This window comes from Clostridium malenominatum, from assembly GCF_039521365.1.
In the GTDB taxonomy this organism is placed as follows: Bacteria; Bacillota; Clostridia; order Clostridiales; family Clostridiaceae; genus Clostridium_AW; species Clostridium_AW malenominatum.
In genome coordinates this window covers 629,145-645,617 of record NZ_BAAACF010000001.1, presented here as the reverse complement: position 1 = coordinate 645,617, position 16,473 = coordinate 629,145, and the positions used below count along the sequence as shown (strand labels likewise).

The following is a 16,473-nucleotide window of genomic DNA, read 5'->3' as shown; positions in this document are numbered from 1 at the left end:
ACCAACTTTAAAGGTATTTATTCTCTAATTATATTAAATTTTTGTAATATCTCCTCTTCCCTCTTTCTCATTAATGCTTTTTCTTCTTCTTCCATGTGGTCATATCCCAAAAGATGTAAAACTGAATGTATTATCAAATAACATACTTCTCTTTTGAAGGAATGATCAAACTCTCCTCTTTGCTCCTCGGCCTTTTCTAAGGATAAAACAATATCTCCTAAAATTAACCTTCCTTCATATAAATCCTCCGGTAAAAAATCATAGTTTAAATATACTTCTTTAAATACTTTGCCTTTTGGATAATGAAGCATTGGAAAAGACAATACATCTGTTTCAATATCTTTTCCTCTTTCCTCTCTATTTATATCTTTAATTCTTTCATTATCCACAAATAAAATGCTTAATTCAAATTCCTTGGTTACACCCTCTTCCTTTAGGGTATACTCTACTAACTTTTCTATTAATATTTCTAATTCTTTATCTGTTTTTATTACTACTTGCTCATCCTCTATATATATCAAAGTTTATCTTCCTTTCCTTCTCCCTTGCTTTCCCATTTATCTGTAGGATACTCTATTCTTTGGTGATAAATTCCCATAAATACTTTTGTAAAGGCATCTTTAATTTTATCAATATCCTTCAAGGTTAATTCACAATTATTTAACTGACCTTCGTTTAATCGATCTTTAATTATCTTATTAACCATTTCCTCAATTTTACTTTTTGTAGGATCATTTATAGAACGTACTGCTGCCTCTACACTGTCAGCAAGCATAATTATTGCCGCTTCTTTTGTTACTGGTTTAGGTCCCGGATATCTAAAATTTTCTTCCTTAATTTCTTCAGGATTATCACTTGAATTTTTCATAGTTATATAAAAATATTTCACTAAAGTAGTACCATGATGTTGCTCAATTACATCTCTTATTATTTTTGGAATCTTATACTCCTCTCCTAATTCTACACCCTCTTTTATATGAGCAGTTATTATCTGAGTGCTTAAATCAGGATTAATTTTATCATGAGGATTATCATTGCCTAATTGGTTTTCTTTAAAGAAATAAGGCCTTTTTATCTTACCTATATCATGATAATAAGATGCTACTCTTGCAAGCACTGGATTTCCACCTACTTCTTCTGCTGCAACCTCTGCAAGATTTCCCACTAAAACACTATGATGATATGTTCCTGGCGCCTCTACAAGAAGTCTCTTTAATAATGGAGTATTGGGATTTGACAATTCCAACAATTTTATAGTAGTTACAATATCAAATATACTTTCAAAAAAAGGTAGGAAGCCCGTAGTTAATATTCCAGATATAAATGACCCTATAGCTGCATAGGAAGCTTTTTTTACTACATCCATGGTATTGTTGCTTAATAGAAAGCCTGTTGAAAAAGTAGTAGTAATATTTATCAATCCTAAGATCATGGCTGAGTAAATAATATCATTTCTCTGTTGCATTCTTTTCAATATTATTGATCCTGCTACAGAATTTACTAATGCCAAAATAGTTATTTCTACATTAAATTGAACAGCACAAGTAATTAATATACAACTTAAACCATTTATAATTAAAGACAATCTACTGCTAATTAATAAAGCAAATAGCATAGGAACACAAGCTAAAGGAATTAAGAAGGGAACTCCACTCAGTACTCTAGCTAACAATACGGAAATACAGGTTAATATATTAATTAATATCAATTTTCCTATATCGTTATAAATTGCTCTGTCATATCGCCTTATATAATACCATTGCAAAGATAATATAGAAAAAATCAGTCCTCCTAAAGCTAAATAAATATACCATTGAAAGTTTTCTTTTGTATTTAAAAGACCTAACTTTTCTAATAATTCTAACTGGCCTTTTGTTACAGGTTCTCCTTCTTTTATAATGGTCTGATCTTTTTTGATGATTACTGGAGCTCTCTTTTTAGCTTCACTTTTAAGTTCCTCTGTTTTTTCATCATCATAGAAAAAGTTTGCTTTAATTTGAGAGTACCCTATAGATATGCCTAAATCTTTTAAAGCTTTTTTAGGGAGATTAGATGCGTTAATTTTAGTCCCTATAAATTCTTGAGACTTTTTTATATCATCATTTTTACTCTCTCCACTATCTGCAATGTTAATAGAATCATACATTTGAGACATGGTACTTACCAAAACATTACTTAACATCTCTAGTTCCTCTTCATTAAGATTCATTAGAAATGCATACTCTTCATCCATAATATTAAATTTAGGATAGGCCTTTAATTGTTCAAGCCTTTCATCCTTTGATAAGGTAGAACTTTTTAATTCCTTTACTTTTGAAAACAAAAAGTTTATATTTTCAATTACATTTATTTTCACTTCTGGATTTTTATTATACTGCAAGGGAACAGATTGTACAGCTTGTTGTATTTTTGCTTTTGTTGCAGCATCATCGATTATCTCCCTCGGGGCTTTAATATCAATCTTAGGGATATCCCCTTCATTTAAGCTATATTTTTTAGTTACCAATGAAGTTATAAGTACTGAATATAAAAAAACAAATATAAATACAAACAAAGCAAATCTTTTAAAATTGTCCTGCTTAAAAGTTTTATCTAAAGTATTATTCATAATACAAAACCTTCCTTTTCATCACATTACTGCTCTCTATTGAATTTTTTCAGGCAATGCAATATTTTGTTCAGCAACTACTAACACCCTAACACTAAGTGTATCATTTTCTTCACTGTAATCTACTATTTTGTCAACTATGGTAATACTCTTGTCAAAATTAATTTTAATATTATTAAACAATTCTTCTGAGGTCTCTTCAATGAGTTTATTTTTATCTAAAGAATGTACTTTCTCATTCACCTCAAAGAAATCTTGGAAAACTATAGGTCCTTTTCTAGATTCTATTTTATCATACTTATCAAAATTATTCACAGATTTTTTTAAAAACAACTTCTTTTTACCAATTTCTATATATATATTATTTGATTTATTACCTGTCCTCTCTCTTTTAACCTCACTAATCTTTACCTTTTTAACTTCTTCGTAAAAAGTTCTAGCAATAACTTCTCCCTTAGCATGTACCAAATATACACTTCCCTCTTTCCCTTGTTCTCCTTTAACTAGCAGTTCTCCTCTTTTTACAATATCCCCTTTTTTCACTACCGCAGTACCAGCTGTTGTAAATACCCTAACCACTTCGCCGTCAGCTTTCGCTATCAAATTACAAGGCTCTTCTTCTTGGATAATTTTAGGTGGACTCTGCCTTTCTGTGGCTTTAACCTTTAATATAGCACCTTCCACTCTTACTCTTACCCACATGATGTTTTCATTGTTTTTTATTAGCTTTTCTTCAATAGACATCACATTAAAGCTATCTTTTTTTATACCTTCTTTTATACCATAGGAAAGAAGCTCTCTCCTTACCTCATATGGTGATAGAGTTTTATCGGTTTCTATATCAATTATCCAAATATAAGTTGATAGAACATATATTATTGCACTAAAAAGAAACACTCCTACAGTCAATGCTCTTCTTCTTCTTAATTTTAAAAGAAAAAATCCTAATCCTTTTCTATTTATAACTTTTATTTTACTATCAGTTTTTTTAGCTAAACCTTCTATTTTCCTATAATCCTTTAAGCTCATTTCTAGGGTAAAAGTACTTATATCCTTTCTTTTTATATTTTTGATTTGTATGCCATTTCTCCAAAGTAAGTTTAAAAACTTTTCTGGCATGAGAGATTGTATTTCCAGGGTAATAATACTTCCCTCATATTTTCCTAAATTTACTTTACTCATCTCCCTCATACACCACAGATCTAAATCTTCCTTTTAGAGTTATGGTGGTTCCTCCTAAAAACAGTATTTCTAAATTTTCTCCATATATAGTTACTAGTCCAACCCTGGTATTTATTTTAGTTTGTTTTTCATCAAAAATAATTATTCCTTTGTGATTTTCAATTATTATTTCATTGTCTCCCGTTATAGCTATTTTAGGTAAGTCTAACACTAGATCTCTTGGTAAATCTAACTTGTCTGCAAAACTATTCTTTACTTCATTAATTTTATTTTCCATTTTCTCACCTTTTATAAGTACTTTCATATTAATTTATGAAGTAAATATTAATAAAATGACAAAAGCCTCCTATTTAAATAGGAGGCTTTAAATAAATAAAAAAGACTGATTTTATGTCAGTCTTTTTTTATTTATTTAAATTTCTCTTTACAATATCGCTAACAAGTTTTCCATCTGCTCTACCTTTTGTCATTGGTACAACTACAGCCATAATTTTGCCCATATCTTTTATGCTACTAGCACCCGTTTTATCTATTGCCTGACGGACAATCTCAACGATTTCTTCTTCTGTTAACTGCTGAGGAAGGTAACTTAACAAGATCTCAATTTCTTTTTCTGTTTGTTCTACTAAATCTTGTCTGTTTCCTTTTTCAAACTCAAGGATAGCTTCACGTCTTTGCTTTACTTCCTTAGCCAAGATTTCAATGATTTGTTCATCATCTTCATCTAGTTTTCTTCCATCAGTTTTTTCTACTAATAATATAGCTGCTCTGGCTGTACTAAGAGTAGTAGCTTTAAACTTATCTCCTGCCTTTAAAGCTTGCTTCCAATCTTCTTGCAATCTTCCTTTAAGGGCCATATACTGTACCTTCTTTCAAAGTTTATTTGAATTTTCTCTTTCTTGCTGCTTCTGATTTTTTCTTTCTCTTTACGCTTGGTTTTTCATAGTGTTCTCTTTTTCTAACTTCTGAAAGAACCCCAGCTCTAGCACATTTTTTCTTAAATCTTCTTAATGCATTTTCTAGTGATTCGTTTTCTCCAACTCTGATTTCTGACATTTGATCTCCCTCCCTCCGCTAGCTCAATTTACTCCTAAATTAAACAGGCAATATGGGTGACATAGCACATAGCTTATTATATAATACAACTCTAGCCCCTGTCAACAATTTCATTAATTGTTTTACTTTTATATTTCAGGCATCTTAGCCAGGTGGCCACTGTAGGCTTCTTCCACCTAGTATATGAAAGTGCATATGGGAAACTGTTTGCCCTCCATCTACACCGCAGTTATTTACAATTCTATAACCACTTTGAGCTATACCCATTTTTTCACCTATTTCCTTGGCCTTTATAAAAATATGGGAAATTACATCCTTATCATCTTCTTCAAGGGTACTCAGGCTTTCAATATGCTTTTTAGGTATGATAAGTATATGTACTGGTGCTTCTGGACTTATATCCTTAAATGCTAAAATTTTTTCATCTTCATAAACTTTATTACAAGGTATTTCTCCCTTTATAATTTTGCAAAATATACAACTATCCACAATTTCACCTCCCATTTAGCCTATAAATAATATTCAACATTTTATGTTAATATCCTCTATATATTATATTAAATTTCCTACACAATGTTCTTCTTCCACGTGAACAATTGTAGTATTTATTATATCACCTTCCACTATTTTATCACTATGACAAATCACCTTTATATAGTTAGGAGTATATCCTTCACATGAACTATGTTTGTTTTTAGATTTTTCTTCATATAATACAGGAAAGGTTTTATTAATAAACTTACTCATAAATTCTTTTTCTAATTCCTTGTTTAACTCTATAAGCTTACTGCTTCTTTCTTCTTTAATATTTCCATGAATTTGTTCTTTCATGGAAGAAGCCTTGGTTCCTTCTCTAGGGCTGTATTTAAATACATGCATTTTTGACAGCTTAATTTCTTTTAAGAAATTATAGGTAGAAGTAAACTCTTCTTCTGTTTCTCCTGGAAACCCTACTATTATATCCGTTGTAATGGATACATCTTTTATATTATTTCTAAGTCCCTCTACTACACTCTTATATTCCTCAGTAGTGTAATGTCTATTCATTCTCTTTAAAGTAACATCACACCCACTTTGAAGGGATAAGTGAAAATGTGGACACAGTTTTTTCAAATTATAAATTCTATTTCTTCTCTCTTCAGTAAAAAACTTAGGACTAATAGAGCCTATTCTAACTCTTTCTATACCTTCTATTTTATCTAATTCTTCGAGAATTGCAAGTAAATCCCAATTCCCTTCTATATCTACGCCATAAGAAGATATTTGAATTCCCGAAAGTGTAATTTCTTTAAAACCGTGGGAGGCTAACTTCTTAGCTTCTTCGATAATTTTTTCTGGTGTTTTTGAACAAACCGCTCCTCTAGCATATGGAATAGCACAGTAAGAACAAAAATTATTACATCCATCTTGTATTTTTATAAAAGCTCTAGTTCTATCTCTATATTGTTCTATGTTTAATTCTTCAAAAACATTATTTTTAAGCACATCTTCCACTTGAACTATCTGATTTTTTTCATTCATATATTTTTGAACTAAATGCACAATATCCCCTTTATTTCTCGTGCCTACTACTACATCTACTCCTTCAATTCCAGCTACAGCCTCAGGGGCTATTTGAGAATAACATCCTACTACTGCAATAACTGCATTGTCATTAATTCTTCTTCCTCTTCCTATCATCTGTCTTGATTTCTTGTCACTCATATTAGTAACAGTACAGGTATTTATAACATAAACATCTGCGTATTCTTCATAATCTACTATTTCATAGCCAGCCTTTGTAAATTTTTCCGACATAGCTTCTGTTTCATATTGGTTAACTCTGCAACCAAGCGTGGTAAAAGCAACTTTCATTATATCTTTCCTCCTAAGTCTCCTAATTCATACATAATAAGAGAGGTACATACAAAGCCTGCAGTTTCAGTTCGTAATATCCTTGGACCAAGGGTTACTATATGCGCTCCTATACTTCTTAATACCTGTATTTCCTTTTCTTCAAAGCCACCTTCAGGACCAATTATAACCCCTACTTTTTTTATCTCTTTATCTCTTAGTGTACCTACAAGATTTTTAATTCCAAAGCCCTCTTCATTTTCATAAGGCACTACTATTAAATCCATCTCTTTTAATTTATCTAGTAGTTCTTCAAATTCTATAGGAGAATTTATTTTTGGTATTAAGGTTCGCTTTGATTGTTTACTAGCTTCTAGAGCTATCCTAACCCATCTATCTAGTTTCTTATATTCACCAATTTCACTTTTAACTATAACTCTTTCTGTAATTATAGGAGTAATTTCTCTTATGCCTAACTCACAATTCTTTTGAACAATTAGATCCATTTTAGATGACTTAGGTAATCCTTGAAATAAATATATTTCTACAGAACTTTCATTATTTATATGGAGTTTTTCTTTCAGCTCTACTCTTACTTCTTTTTTAGTTATTTCTTTAATAACTCCTAAATATTCCTGTCCATTGCAATTATTTATTGTAACTTTTTCTCCCAATGATAATCTTAAAACCTTATATATATGTTTTACATCATCACCTTCTATAATTGCTTCCTCTTCAAAAATAAATTCTTCTGGAACAAAAAACTTATGCACTCCATTAACACTCCTTAATTTAGTTTTGATACAATGCAAACCCATTCACCTTCTGAGTTTACCTCTACAATATCCAATCCACATTCTTCAAGTTTTTTAGCTACATCATCTTTTCTTTCCTTAATTATACCTGAAGATATGAAATATGAACCCTTCTCCATAAAGGTCTTAATATCTTCTGTAAGTAATATTATAATATCTGCTATAATATTTGCTACTACTATGTTAGCTTTTCCATTAACAACTTCCATAAGGTTCCCATAAAGTATTTCTATATTATCTAAATCATTAAAGCTTACATTTTCTTTTGCTGATGTAACTGCTACAGGATCTAAATCTACCCCTATTACCTTTTTTGCTCCAAGCTTTGCCGCAGCAATGGCAAGTATTCCTGAGCCTGTTCCTATATCAAAAATTATAGATTCAGGATTAACATACTTTTCTAAAGCTTTAATGCACATTCTTGTAGTTTCATGAGTTCCTGTACCAAAAGCCATTCCTGGGTCTAAGTCAATTATCACTTCCCCTTCTAGGGCTTCATATTCCTCCCATATAGGTCTTACAACAACCTTATCTCCTACTTTTGTTGGCTTATAATACTTTTTCCAGTTATTTTCCCAATCCTCTTCATTAACCTTAGTTACAAATACATTTCCCTTGCCTTTATCGATGCCATATTCTTGTAAATTATCTATGCTTTCTTTTATATATTTTAAATACTCTTCAAATTTTTCATCTTCTTTAAAGTATCCTTTTATTATAGCTCCTTCTTTAACTTGAAGAAGATCTTCATCAAAATAATCCCAATCCCCTGGATTTTTCTTCTTATACTCTACATCTTCTGGATCTTCAATGGAAACTCCTTGAACTCCAGTATTATATAATATACCTGAAACCGCTTCTACAGCCTCACTACTAGTTAATATAGTTACTTCCAACCAATCCTTATCATTCATATGTAAACTTCCTTTCTGAGACTTTTTTATCAATTATACAACATAAAAAATTGCGTTGCAATTTTTATTGCTCCGCAATTTAATTTACAGTTATTTTTTCTTTTTCCCAAAGATACCCCATTTTTCAGTCTCTTCAACTTCTCCACTAGCTTCCATAAAAGCATGTAGTGCTTCTTTTTGCTTTGCATTGAGTGTTTTAGGTATATCAACAATTACATTAATATATTGATCTCCCCTACCCCTTCCATTAACAAAGGGTACACCCTTACCTTTTAATCTAAATACAGTTCCTGGCTGAGTACCTGCAGGCACAGTATATTTAACCTCTCCGTCTACGGTTTCTATTTTAAGTTCTGCTCCTAAAGCTGCTTTTGAGAAACTAATATGAGTATCTATATAAATATCAAAACCTTTTCTCTTAAAGAATTGATGAGGAGCTACCCTTATACTAGCATATAAATCTCCTGAAGGTCCTCCATTAGTTCCTGCTTCTCCTTGACCTCTAATTGGAATAGCATTGCCATTATCAACACCTGCTGGAACCTTTACTTTTATTTTCTTTTGTTTTCTTAGAGTTCCTTTACCCCTACACTCTGGACATGGATCTGATACAACATTTCCCTTTCCGCTACAAGTATCACAAGTGCTTACACTCACAAAGCTTCCTAGAGGAGTATTTCTCTGTACTTTAACCTGTCCTGAACCATTACACTTCGGACAAACTTTAGGTTGAGTTCCTGGCTTAGCTCCAGAACCTGTACAAGTTTCACAGGTTTCACTTCTAGTTAAGTTAATTTCTTTTTCTGCTCCAAACACGGCTTCTTCAAAGGTTAAATTAATTGTATATTCTAAATCAGCACCCTTTTGAGGGCCATTTCTTCTTCTTCCTCCGCCGCCAAAACCGCCACCAAAGAAAGAATCAAATATATCTCCAAAACCACCCATATCAGAAAAATCAAAACCTCCAAAGCCGCCGCCTTCAAATCCTTGGAAATCTGCTGTTCCAAATTGATCATATTGGGCTTTCTTTTGAGGATCAGATAATACCTGATAGGCTTCGTTTATTTCTTTAAACTTTTCCTCTGCTTCTTTGTTCCCTTGATTTTTGTCTGGATGGTATTGTATAGCAAGCTTTCTAAATGCTTTCTTTATTTCATCTTCACTTGCTCCCTTTTGCAACCCAAGTACCTCATAGTAATCTTTTTTAGCCATCCCTTCACCACCTCTTTTTCACTAAAATTAAGGGAGGAGTGACCACTCATCCCTTAATTAATTCTAAATAATTATTTATCTTCTTCAACCTTATATTCAGCATCTACTACATTGTCATCTGCTGGGCCTGTTCCTGCTCCACCCATATTGTTTGGATCAAAGCCCTCAGCTCCTGGCGCTCCGCCTGCAGCTTCGTACATCTTAGATGATACCGCATAGAAAGCTTGAGTTAATTCTTCAGTAGCTTTCTTTATAGCTTCTAAATCTTCTCCATCTTTTACTGCATTTACTGCTTTCATTTTTTCTTCTATAGTGGCTTTATCCTCAGCTGATACCTTATCTCCTAAATCCTTTAAAGTTTTTTCTGTTTGGTATACAGCTTGATCCGCGTTATTCTTTATTTCGATAGATTCTTTTCTCTTCTTATCTTGTTCTTCGAATTTTTTAGCTTCATTTACAGCCTTTTCGATTTCATCATCAGAAAGGTTAGTTGATGCTGTGATTGTAATGTTAGCTTCTTTTCCTGTTCCTTTATCCTTTGCAGAAACATTTACTATACCATTAGCATCTATATCAAAAGTTACTTCTATCTGTGGAATTCCTCTTGGAGCTGGTGCTATTCCTGATAAAGTAAATCTTCCTAATGTCTTATTATCTCCAGCCATTGGTCTTTCCCCTTGAACTACGTGAATTTCAACGGAAGTCTGACCATCTGCCGCTGTGGAGAACACTTGACTCTTTCTTGTAGGAATAGTTGTATTTCTTGGAATTAATGCAGTAGCAACTCCTCCTAAAGTTTCAATACCAAGAGTTAATGGGCTTACATCAAGAAGTAATACGTCTTTAACGTCTCCTGTTAATACTCCTGCTTGAATAGCTGCACCCATAGCAACACATTCATCTGGATTAACTCCCTTTGATGGATCTTTTCCTGTAAAGTTTTTAACTGCTTCTTGAACCGCTGGAATTCTTGTGGAACCACCAACTAAAACAACCTTGTCTATTTCATTTATTGAAAGACCTGCGTCTTTTAAAGCTTTTTTCATTGGCTCAATTGTAGCTTCAACTAAGTCATGAGTTAATTCATTGAATTTAGCTCTACTTAAGTTTATATCTATATGTTTTGGTCCTGTTGCATCTGCTGTTATAAATGGTAAATTAATACTAGTTTGCATCGATGAAGATAGTTCAATTTTAGCCTTTTCAGCAGCTTCTTTTAATCTTTGTAAAGCCATCTTATCATTTTTTAAATCTATACCAGTGTCAGATTTAAAAGTACTTGCTATATAATCTATTATTCTTTGGTCAAAGTCATCTCCACCTAGCTTTGTATTACCATTTGTGGATTTAACTTCAAATACTCCGTCTCCTAGTTCAAGTATTGATACGTCAAAAGTACCTCCACCTAAGTCATAAACAAATATCTTGTGATTTTCATGATTCTTATCTAAACCATAAGCTAGAGATGCTGCTGTTGGTTCATTAATTATTCTTAAAACTTCAAGACCAGCTATCTTACCAGCATCTTTTGTAGCCTGTCTTTGGCTATCATTAAAATATGCTGGAACTGTAATAACTGCTTGAGTTATAGTTTCTCCAAGATAGCTTTCTGCGTCAGCCTTAAGTTTTTGAAGTATCATTGCTGATATTTCCTGTGGTGAAAAGCCTTTTCCATCTATATTTACTTGATGGTTTGTTCCCATCTCTCTTTTTATTGACATTATTGTTTTATCAGGATTTGTTATTGCCTGTCTTTTTGCAACTTGACCTACAAGTCTTTCTCCATTTGCTTGGAAGGATACAACTGATGGTGTTGTTCTAGCTCCTTCAGAGTTTGTAATTACAACTGGTTCTCCACCTTCCATAACTGATACACATGAGTTTGTGGTACCTAAATCAATACCTATTACTTTTGCCATTATAAATTACCTCCTTATGGTTAACTTCAATTTTATTTAATTAGTTAGCTACTTTTACCATTGAATATCTAATAACTTTATCTCCTCTTTTATATCCCTTTAAGAATATTTCAACTACCTGATTTGGTCCAAAACTTTCATCTTGCACATGCATTACGGCTTCATGTAATTTTGGATCGAATCCGTTTTCTGTAGATATTTCCTCTATTCCTAATTTATTAAAAGAATCTTTAAACTGTTTTAAGGTCATATCGATCCCTTTTTTAAGGTCTTCTAATTCACCTTCAACAGACATTGCTCTTTCTAAATTATCTAAAACAGGAAGCATTTCCTTTAAAACATCTTCACAAGCATCAGAATATATTCCTTCTTTTTCTTTTGCTGTTCTTTTTCTATAATTTTCATATTCAGCTGTTGTTCTAAGCAATCTTTCCTTTAGAGCCTCTATCTCATTATTTAACTTTAGATTTTCATTTTGAAGCAAAGTAATCTCATCCTCTTCTAAAGAAATATTTTCAAATTCCTCATCTTCCTTTACCTCTGCCTCAATTGGAGTTTCCTCCTTTAAACTTTCATCCCTCTCCATTAACCCTTCCTCCAATCTAAATCATTTGTCATTTATAGCCTTATTAATCTCTTTGACTATTCCACCTAAAATAGATATAACCTTTGAATAAGGCATTCTTGTAGGTCCAATAACACCTATAGTTCCAAGGGGCCTACTTCCTAATTTGTACACTGCCGATATTACAGTACAATCCTTTGCATCTTCTAAAAAGTTTTCTTCCCCTATCTTTATTGCTATATTGTCACTATTATTTATAAGAATTTTAATCTTATCTTTATTGTCTACTAAGGATAAAAAACTTTTTGCCTTTTGAATATCATTAAATTCTGGGAAATTAAATATATTTGTAGTTCCCTCCATATATATTTCAGATGCATCTATATTATTTAAACCCTCATAAAGAGCAGGTATTATTGCATTAAAAATGTCATCATATCCCTTTAAGTCATTTTTAAGGTTATTTATAACCTCTAAATTAATTTCTTCTACGGTCAAATTTATAAGCCTTGCATTTAATACATTGCTTAGTTTAACCAAAGTTTCCACATTAACAGCTTTTTTAAGACGAATTATATTATTTTTTATAATCCCAGAATCTGTTATTATAACAGATAATATACTGGTTCCGTCTATATTAATTAATTGTATAGCTCTTATTGAACTCTTTTTTACTGAAGGTGATTTAACTATTGACGTAAGTCCTGTTAGTTCTGCAAGAATGGTAGTAGCTTCTTTTATAATCCTATCCATTTCATAAATAGCTGAACTTATCATATGAGCTTTAATTGCATTCACTTCTAATTGAGATAAGCTTTGAACTCTCATTAGTTTATCAACATAGAGCCTATACCCTTTATCAGAAGGTTTTCTCCCTGATGAACTATGAAGTTGTTCTAAATAACCCATTTCCTCTAAATCTGCCATTTCATTTCTTATAGTTGCAGAGCTAACACCTAAATCATACTTTTTAGCTATGGTCCTGGACCCAACAGGCTCAGCTGTATCGATGTAATCATTTATAATAGCCTGAAGTATTCTAATTTTTCTTTCATCCATTTCCATCTTATCACCTCGATTTATCCCATAACTAAGATTCAGTTAGAGTTACAACTCCATCTGAATCAAGTTCCACTTTATTAGCACTCAACTTCACTGAGTGCTAACTGCTATGATTAAAAAATATCATTCTCTCTCTCATTTGTCAACTGCAAATATTAATTAATATATTGACTATTTCTCCTAATATCTAATTATTCAATAAATTCATAGGTTTTTCTTAATAAATCTCTATATTACTTTTGTTTTCTATTTAAATTACTATAATATAAACTCGCACATCACGCCGTTAGATACCTCTAATCCTTTAATAGACAAGGAAATATATCCATTTTTCTCAACAAGCAGGCCTAATTGTAAATATTTTTTTAATATTTCACCATAAACTTTATTTATATCTATATTAAACCTATCTTCAAATTTTCTTATGCTTATTCCTTCTCTTTTTCTTAATCCCATGAACATAAACTCTTCCATTTCGTCTTTTAATAAATTTTCATGCATATCTAAATTGATATTCTTTCCGTCCTTTAAAGCTTTTATGTATTCTGAAAGGTCTTCTGCATGTCTATATCTTAATCCATTAATATAAGAGTGTGCTCCCGCTCCACATCCTATATAATCCTCCAAGTTCCAGTAAACTAAGTTATGTTGACATTCTTTAGTAGGTTTTGTAAAGTTTGATATTTCATAATGATTATATCCCTTTTCCTCTAAAAATTTTATGCAGTAAGAATACATCTCTCTTTCTACCTCTTCACTGGGTAAAGTTAATTTTCCTTCTTTATATAGATTATAAAAAGGAGTACCTTCTTCAATAATTAAACTGTAGCAGGATAGATGTTCTGGATTTAACTCCACTACTTTTTCTAAGGTTTCTACCCATTGCTCCTTAGTTTGATTTGGTAATCCAAACATTACATCAACATTAATATTATTAAATCCCTGGGACCTAAACATGTTATAGGTTTTTAAAAATTCTTCTAAACTATGAATTCTCCCAATTTTTTTTAATAAGTCCTGTTGCCAAGCTTGAAGACCAATACTAACTCTATTTACGCCCATATCTTTAAATTCTTTTATTTTTTCTTCGTCAATAGTCCCTGGATTTACTTCTACCGTAAATTCCATGTCTTTATCCCTATTTAAACCTAGTATGCCCTTTTTTAAAATCTTTAAATTTTCTATTTTTAAATAAGATGGGGTTCCGCCGCCAATAAAAATACTTCCTATAATAACATCTTTAGGAATAGTTCCAATTTCTTTTACTAATGCTCTAGTATATTCATCCATTAAATTATCCATTCCTCCATAGGATGGGAAATCGCAATATAAGCATTTTTGTTTACAGAAAGGAATGTGTATGTATAAAGCAACTTTTTTCATAAAACACCTCGTATAAAATCTAAAAAACTATAAAAAAGAAGAGTGCTAACTCTTCTTTTTTATATTAGTCTTCCGTTTTAAGTACTGCCATAAATGCTTCTTGTGGTATTTCAACAGTACCTACTTGTCTCATTCTCTTCTTTCCTTCTTTTTGTTTCTCTAAAAGCTTCTTCTTTCTTGAAATATCTCCACCATAACATTTAGCTAAAACGTCTTTTCTTAGAGCTTTTACAGTTTCTCTAGCTATTACTTTTGCTCCTACAGCTGCCTGTATTGGTATTTCAAACATTTGTCTTGGGATAATTTCCTTAAGTTTTTCTGCCATGAACCTACCTCTCGCATAGGCTCTTTCTTTAGGAACTATCATAGATAAAGCATCCACTACATCCCCATTTAAAAGTATATCTAACTTAACTAATTCTGTGGTTTTATAGCCAATTAAATCATAGTCTAGAGATGCATATCCCCTACTTCTTGATTTTAACACGTCAAAAAAGTCATATATTATTTCATTTAAAGGAATTTCATAATTTAAAGATACTCTAGCCGTATCCAAGTATTGCATGTCTTTAAAAGTTCCTCTTCTATTTTGAGCTAAATCCATTATTGGGCCCACATAGTCTGAAGGAGTAATTATTCCTACCTTTACTACTGGTTCTTCCATCTCAGCTATTTCTGTAGGCTCAGGAAGGTTTGTAGGATTAGTAATTTCTAAATATTCTCCATCAGTTTTAGTTATTTTATATATAACTGATGGCGCTGTTGTTATAATATCTAAATTAAATTCTCTTTCTATTCTTTCTTGAATTACATCCATGTGTAATAGTCCTAAAAATCCACATCTAAAACCAAAACCTAACGCAAGGGAAGTTTCTGGTTCAAAGGATAAGGCTGCGTCATTTATCTGAAGCTTTTCAAGAGTTTCTTTCAACTCTTCATACTTTGCTCCATCTACTGGATAAATACCACTAAACACCATTGGAACTGCTGGTCTATATCCTTCAAGTGATGTCTCCGCTGGTCTATTTGCCTCTGTAACAGTATCTCCCACACGAGCATCTCTTACATTTTTTATAGATGCAGTTAAATATCCAACATCTCCTGCTCTAAGTTCATCTACTTTCATGTATTGTGGTACAAATACCCCCACTTCTGTAGCTTCGTAAACTTTTCCTGTGGCCATTAATTTAATTTTTGTACCGGCCTTTACTGTTCCTTCCTTTACTCTTATATGACAAACTACTCCTCTGTATGTATCGTAGTATGAATCAAATATTAAAGCTTTTAATGGTCCATCTTCATCACCCTCTGGTGCTGGGACATGTTCTACAACAGCCTCTAAAACATCCTCTATATTTAATCCTGTTTTTGCTGAAATCATTGGTGCATATGATGCATCTATACCTATAATGTCTTCAATTTCCTTTTTTATTTCATCTGGTCTAGCACTAGGAAGATCAATTTTATTTATTACAGGTACTATTTCCAAGTCATTATCTAATGCAAGGTAACAGTTTGCAAGGGTTTGGGCTTGAATTCCTTGAGTTGAATCTACAACTAGTATTGCTCCTTCACAGGCAGCAAGACTTCTTGAAACTTCATAATTAAAGTCTACGTGTCCTGGGGTATCTATAAGATTTAATGTATACTCTTCTCCATCTTTTCTTTTATAAATTAGCCTAGCCGCCTTAGACTTAATTGTAATTCCTCTTTCTCTTTCTAAATCCATGGAATCTAATATTTGCTGTTCCATTTCTCTTTCTTTAAGAGTTCCTGTTGTTTCTAGTAATCTATCTGCAAGTGTTGATTTGCCATGATCAATATGTGCTATAATAGAAAAATTTCTTATATATTTTTGTCTCTTGCTCTGCATTAACTATACCTCCATCGTAAAATAGTACAAACTAAATTATAGCATAAATCG

16 protein-coding genes are annotated in these 16,473 nt (G+C 31.9%); all 16 read right to left on the bottom strand.

Features of this window, described 5'->3' with window-relative positions; all coding sequences use genetic code 11:
• Positions 1-17 precede the first annotated feature (17 nt).
• The gene (ybeY, locus tag ABDZ69_RS03210) at positions 18-521 is read right to left on the bottom strand and encodes an rRNA maturation RNase YbeY (RefSeq protein ID WP_343766506.1); all 504 of its coding nucleotides are present in this window, start codon (positions 519-521) and stop codon (positions 18-20) included.
• Positions 518-2,611, bottom strand: a complete 2,094-nt coding sequence (locus ABDZ69_RS03205; RefSeq protein WP_343769566.1) for an HD family phosphohydrolase — start codon at positions 2,609-2,611, stop codon at positions 518-520. Before ABDZ69_RS03205 ends, ybeY begins: the two co-directional genes overlap by 4 nt.
• Before the next feature lie 33 nt (positions 2,612-2,644).
• Positions 2,645-3,790 carry a sporulation protein YqfD gene (gene yqfD / locus ABDZ69_RS03200; protein WP_343766504.1) on the bottom strand — a complete coding sequence of 382 codons (1,146 nt, stop codon included), beginning with the start codon at positions 3,788-3,790 and terminating at the stop codon, positions 2,645-2,647.
• Positions 3,783-4,067 (bottom strand): sporulation protein YqfC, encoded by a 285-nt coding sequence (gene yqfC / locus ABDZ69_RS03195; protein WP_343766501.1) that lies wholly within the window; start codon positions 4,065-4,067, stop codon positions 3,783-3,785. The genes yqfD and yqfC overlap by 8 nt, the downstream gene beginning before the upstream one ends.
• A gap of 127 nt (positions 4,068-4,194) precedes the next feature.
• On the bottom strand, positions 4,195-4,647 hold the full coding sequence (locus ABDZ69_RS03190) for a GatB/YqeY domain-containing protein (protein ID WP_343766499.1): 453 nt from the start codon (positions 4,645-4,647) through the stop codon (positions 4,195-4,197).
• A gap of 22 nt (positions 4,648-4,669) precedes the next feature.
• Positions 4,670-4,846, bottom strand: coding sequence for a 30S ribosomal protein S21 (gene rpsU / locus ABDZ69_RS03185; protein ID WP_027625040.1), 177 nt, complete (start codon positions 4,844-4,846; stop codon positions 4,670-4,672).
• A 144-nt stretch (positions 4,847-4,990) separates the two neighbouring features.
• Positions 4,991-5,335, bottom strand: coding sequence for a histidine triad nucleotide-binding protein (locus tag ABDZ69_RS03180; RefSeq protein ID WP_343766494.1), 345 nt, complete (start codon positions 5,333-5,335; stop codon positions 4,991-4,993).
• Positions 5,336-5,398: 63 nt separating this feature from the next.
• A complete protein-coding gene (gene mtaB, locus ABDZ69_RS03175) occupies positions 5,399-6,700 on the bottom strand; it encodes a tRNA (N(6)-L-threonylcarbamoyladenosine(37)-C(2))-methylthiotransferase MtaB (protein ID WP_343766492.1) in 1,302 nt (433 codons plus the stop codon).
• Positions 6,700-7,452, bottom strand: a complete 753-nt coding sequence (locus ABDZ69_RS03170) for a 16S rRNA (uracil(1498)-N(3))-methyltransferase (RefSeq protein ID WP_343766490.1) — start codon at positions 7,450-7,452, stop codon at positions 6,700-6,702. The genes mtaB and ABDZ69_RS03170 overlap by 1 nt, the downstream gene beginning before the upstream one ends.
• Positions 7,453-7,466: 14 nt before the next feature.
• Complete coding sequence (gene prmA, locus ABDZ69_RS03165) at positions 7,467-8,408, bottom strand: 50S ribosomal protein L11 methyltransferase (RefSeq protein WP_343766488.1); 942 nt, start codon at positions 8,406-8,408, stop codon at positions 7,467-7,469.
• 90 nt (positions 8,409-8,498) lie between these two features.
• Entirely contained in the window at positions 8,499-9,620 is a 1,122-nt protein-coding gene (dnaJ, locus tag ABDZ69_RS03160; RefSeq protein ID WP_343766487.1) for a molecular chaperone DnaJ, read from the bottom strand.
• Positions 9,621-9,691: 71 nt separating this feature from the next.
• Positions 9,692-11,539 carry a molecular chaperone DnaK gene (gene dnaK, locus ABDZ69_RS03155; protein ID WP_343766484.1) on the bottom strand — a complete coding sequence of 616 codons (1,848 nt, stop codon included), beginning with the start codon at positions 11,537-11,539 and terminating at the stop codon, positions 9,692-9,694.
• A gap of 40 nt (positions 11,540-11,579) precedes the next feature.
• Complete coding sequence (gene grpE / locus ABDZ69_RS03150; RefSeq protein ID WP_343766482.1) at positions 11,580-12,125, bottom strand: nucleotide exchange factor GrpE; 546 nt, start codon at positions 12,123-12,125, stop codon at positions 11,580-11,582.
• A 21-nt stretch (positions 12,126-12,146) separates the two neighbouring features.
• Positions 12,147-13,163, bottom strand: coding sequence for a heat-inducible transcriptional repressor HrcA (gene hrcA, locus ABDZ69_RS03145; RefSeq protein ID WP_425544639.1), 1,017 nt, complete (start codon positions 13,161-13,163; stop codon positions 12,147-12,149).
• A gap of 261 nt (positions 13,164-13,424) precedes the next feature.
• Entirely contained in the window at positions 13,425-14,549 is a 1,125-nt protein-coding gene (hemW, locus tag ABDZ69_RS03140) for a radical SAM family heme chaperone HemW (RefSeq protein WP_343766477.1), read from the bottom strand.
• A 64-nt stretch (positions 14,550-14,613) separates the two neighbouring features.
• The gene (lepA, locus tag ABDZ69_RS03135) at positions 14,614-16,422 is read right to left on the bottom strand and encodes a translation elongation factor 4 (protein WP_343766474.1); all 1,809 of its coding nucleotides are present in this window, start codon (positions 16,420-16,422) and stop codon (positions 14,614-14,616) included.
• Positions 16,423-16,473: the final 51 nt, after the last annotated feature.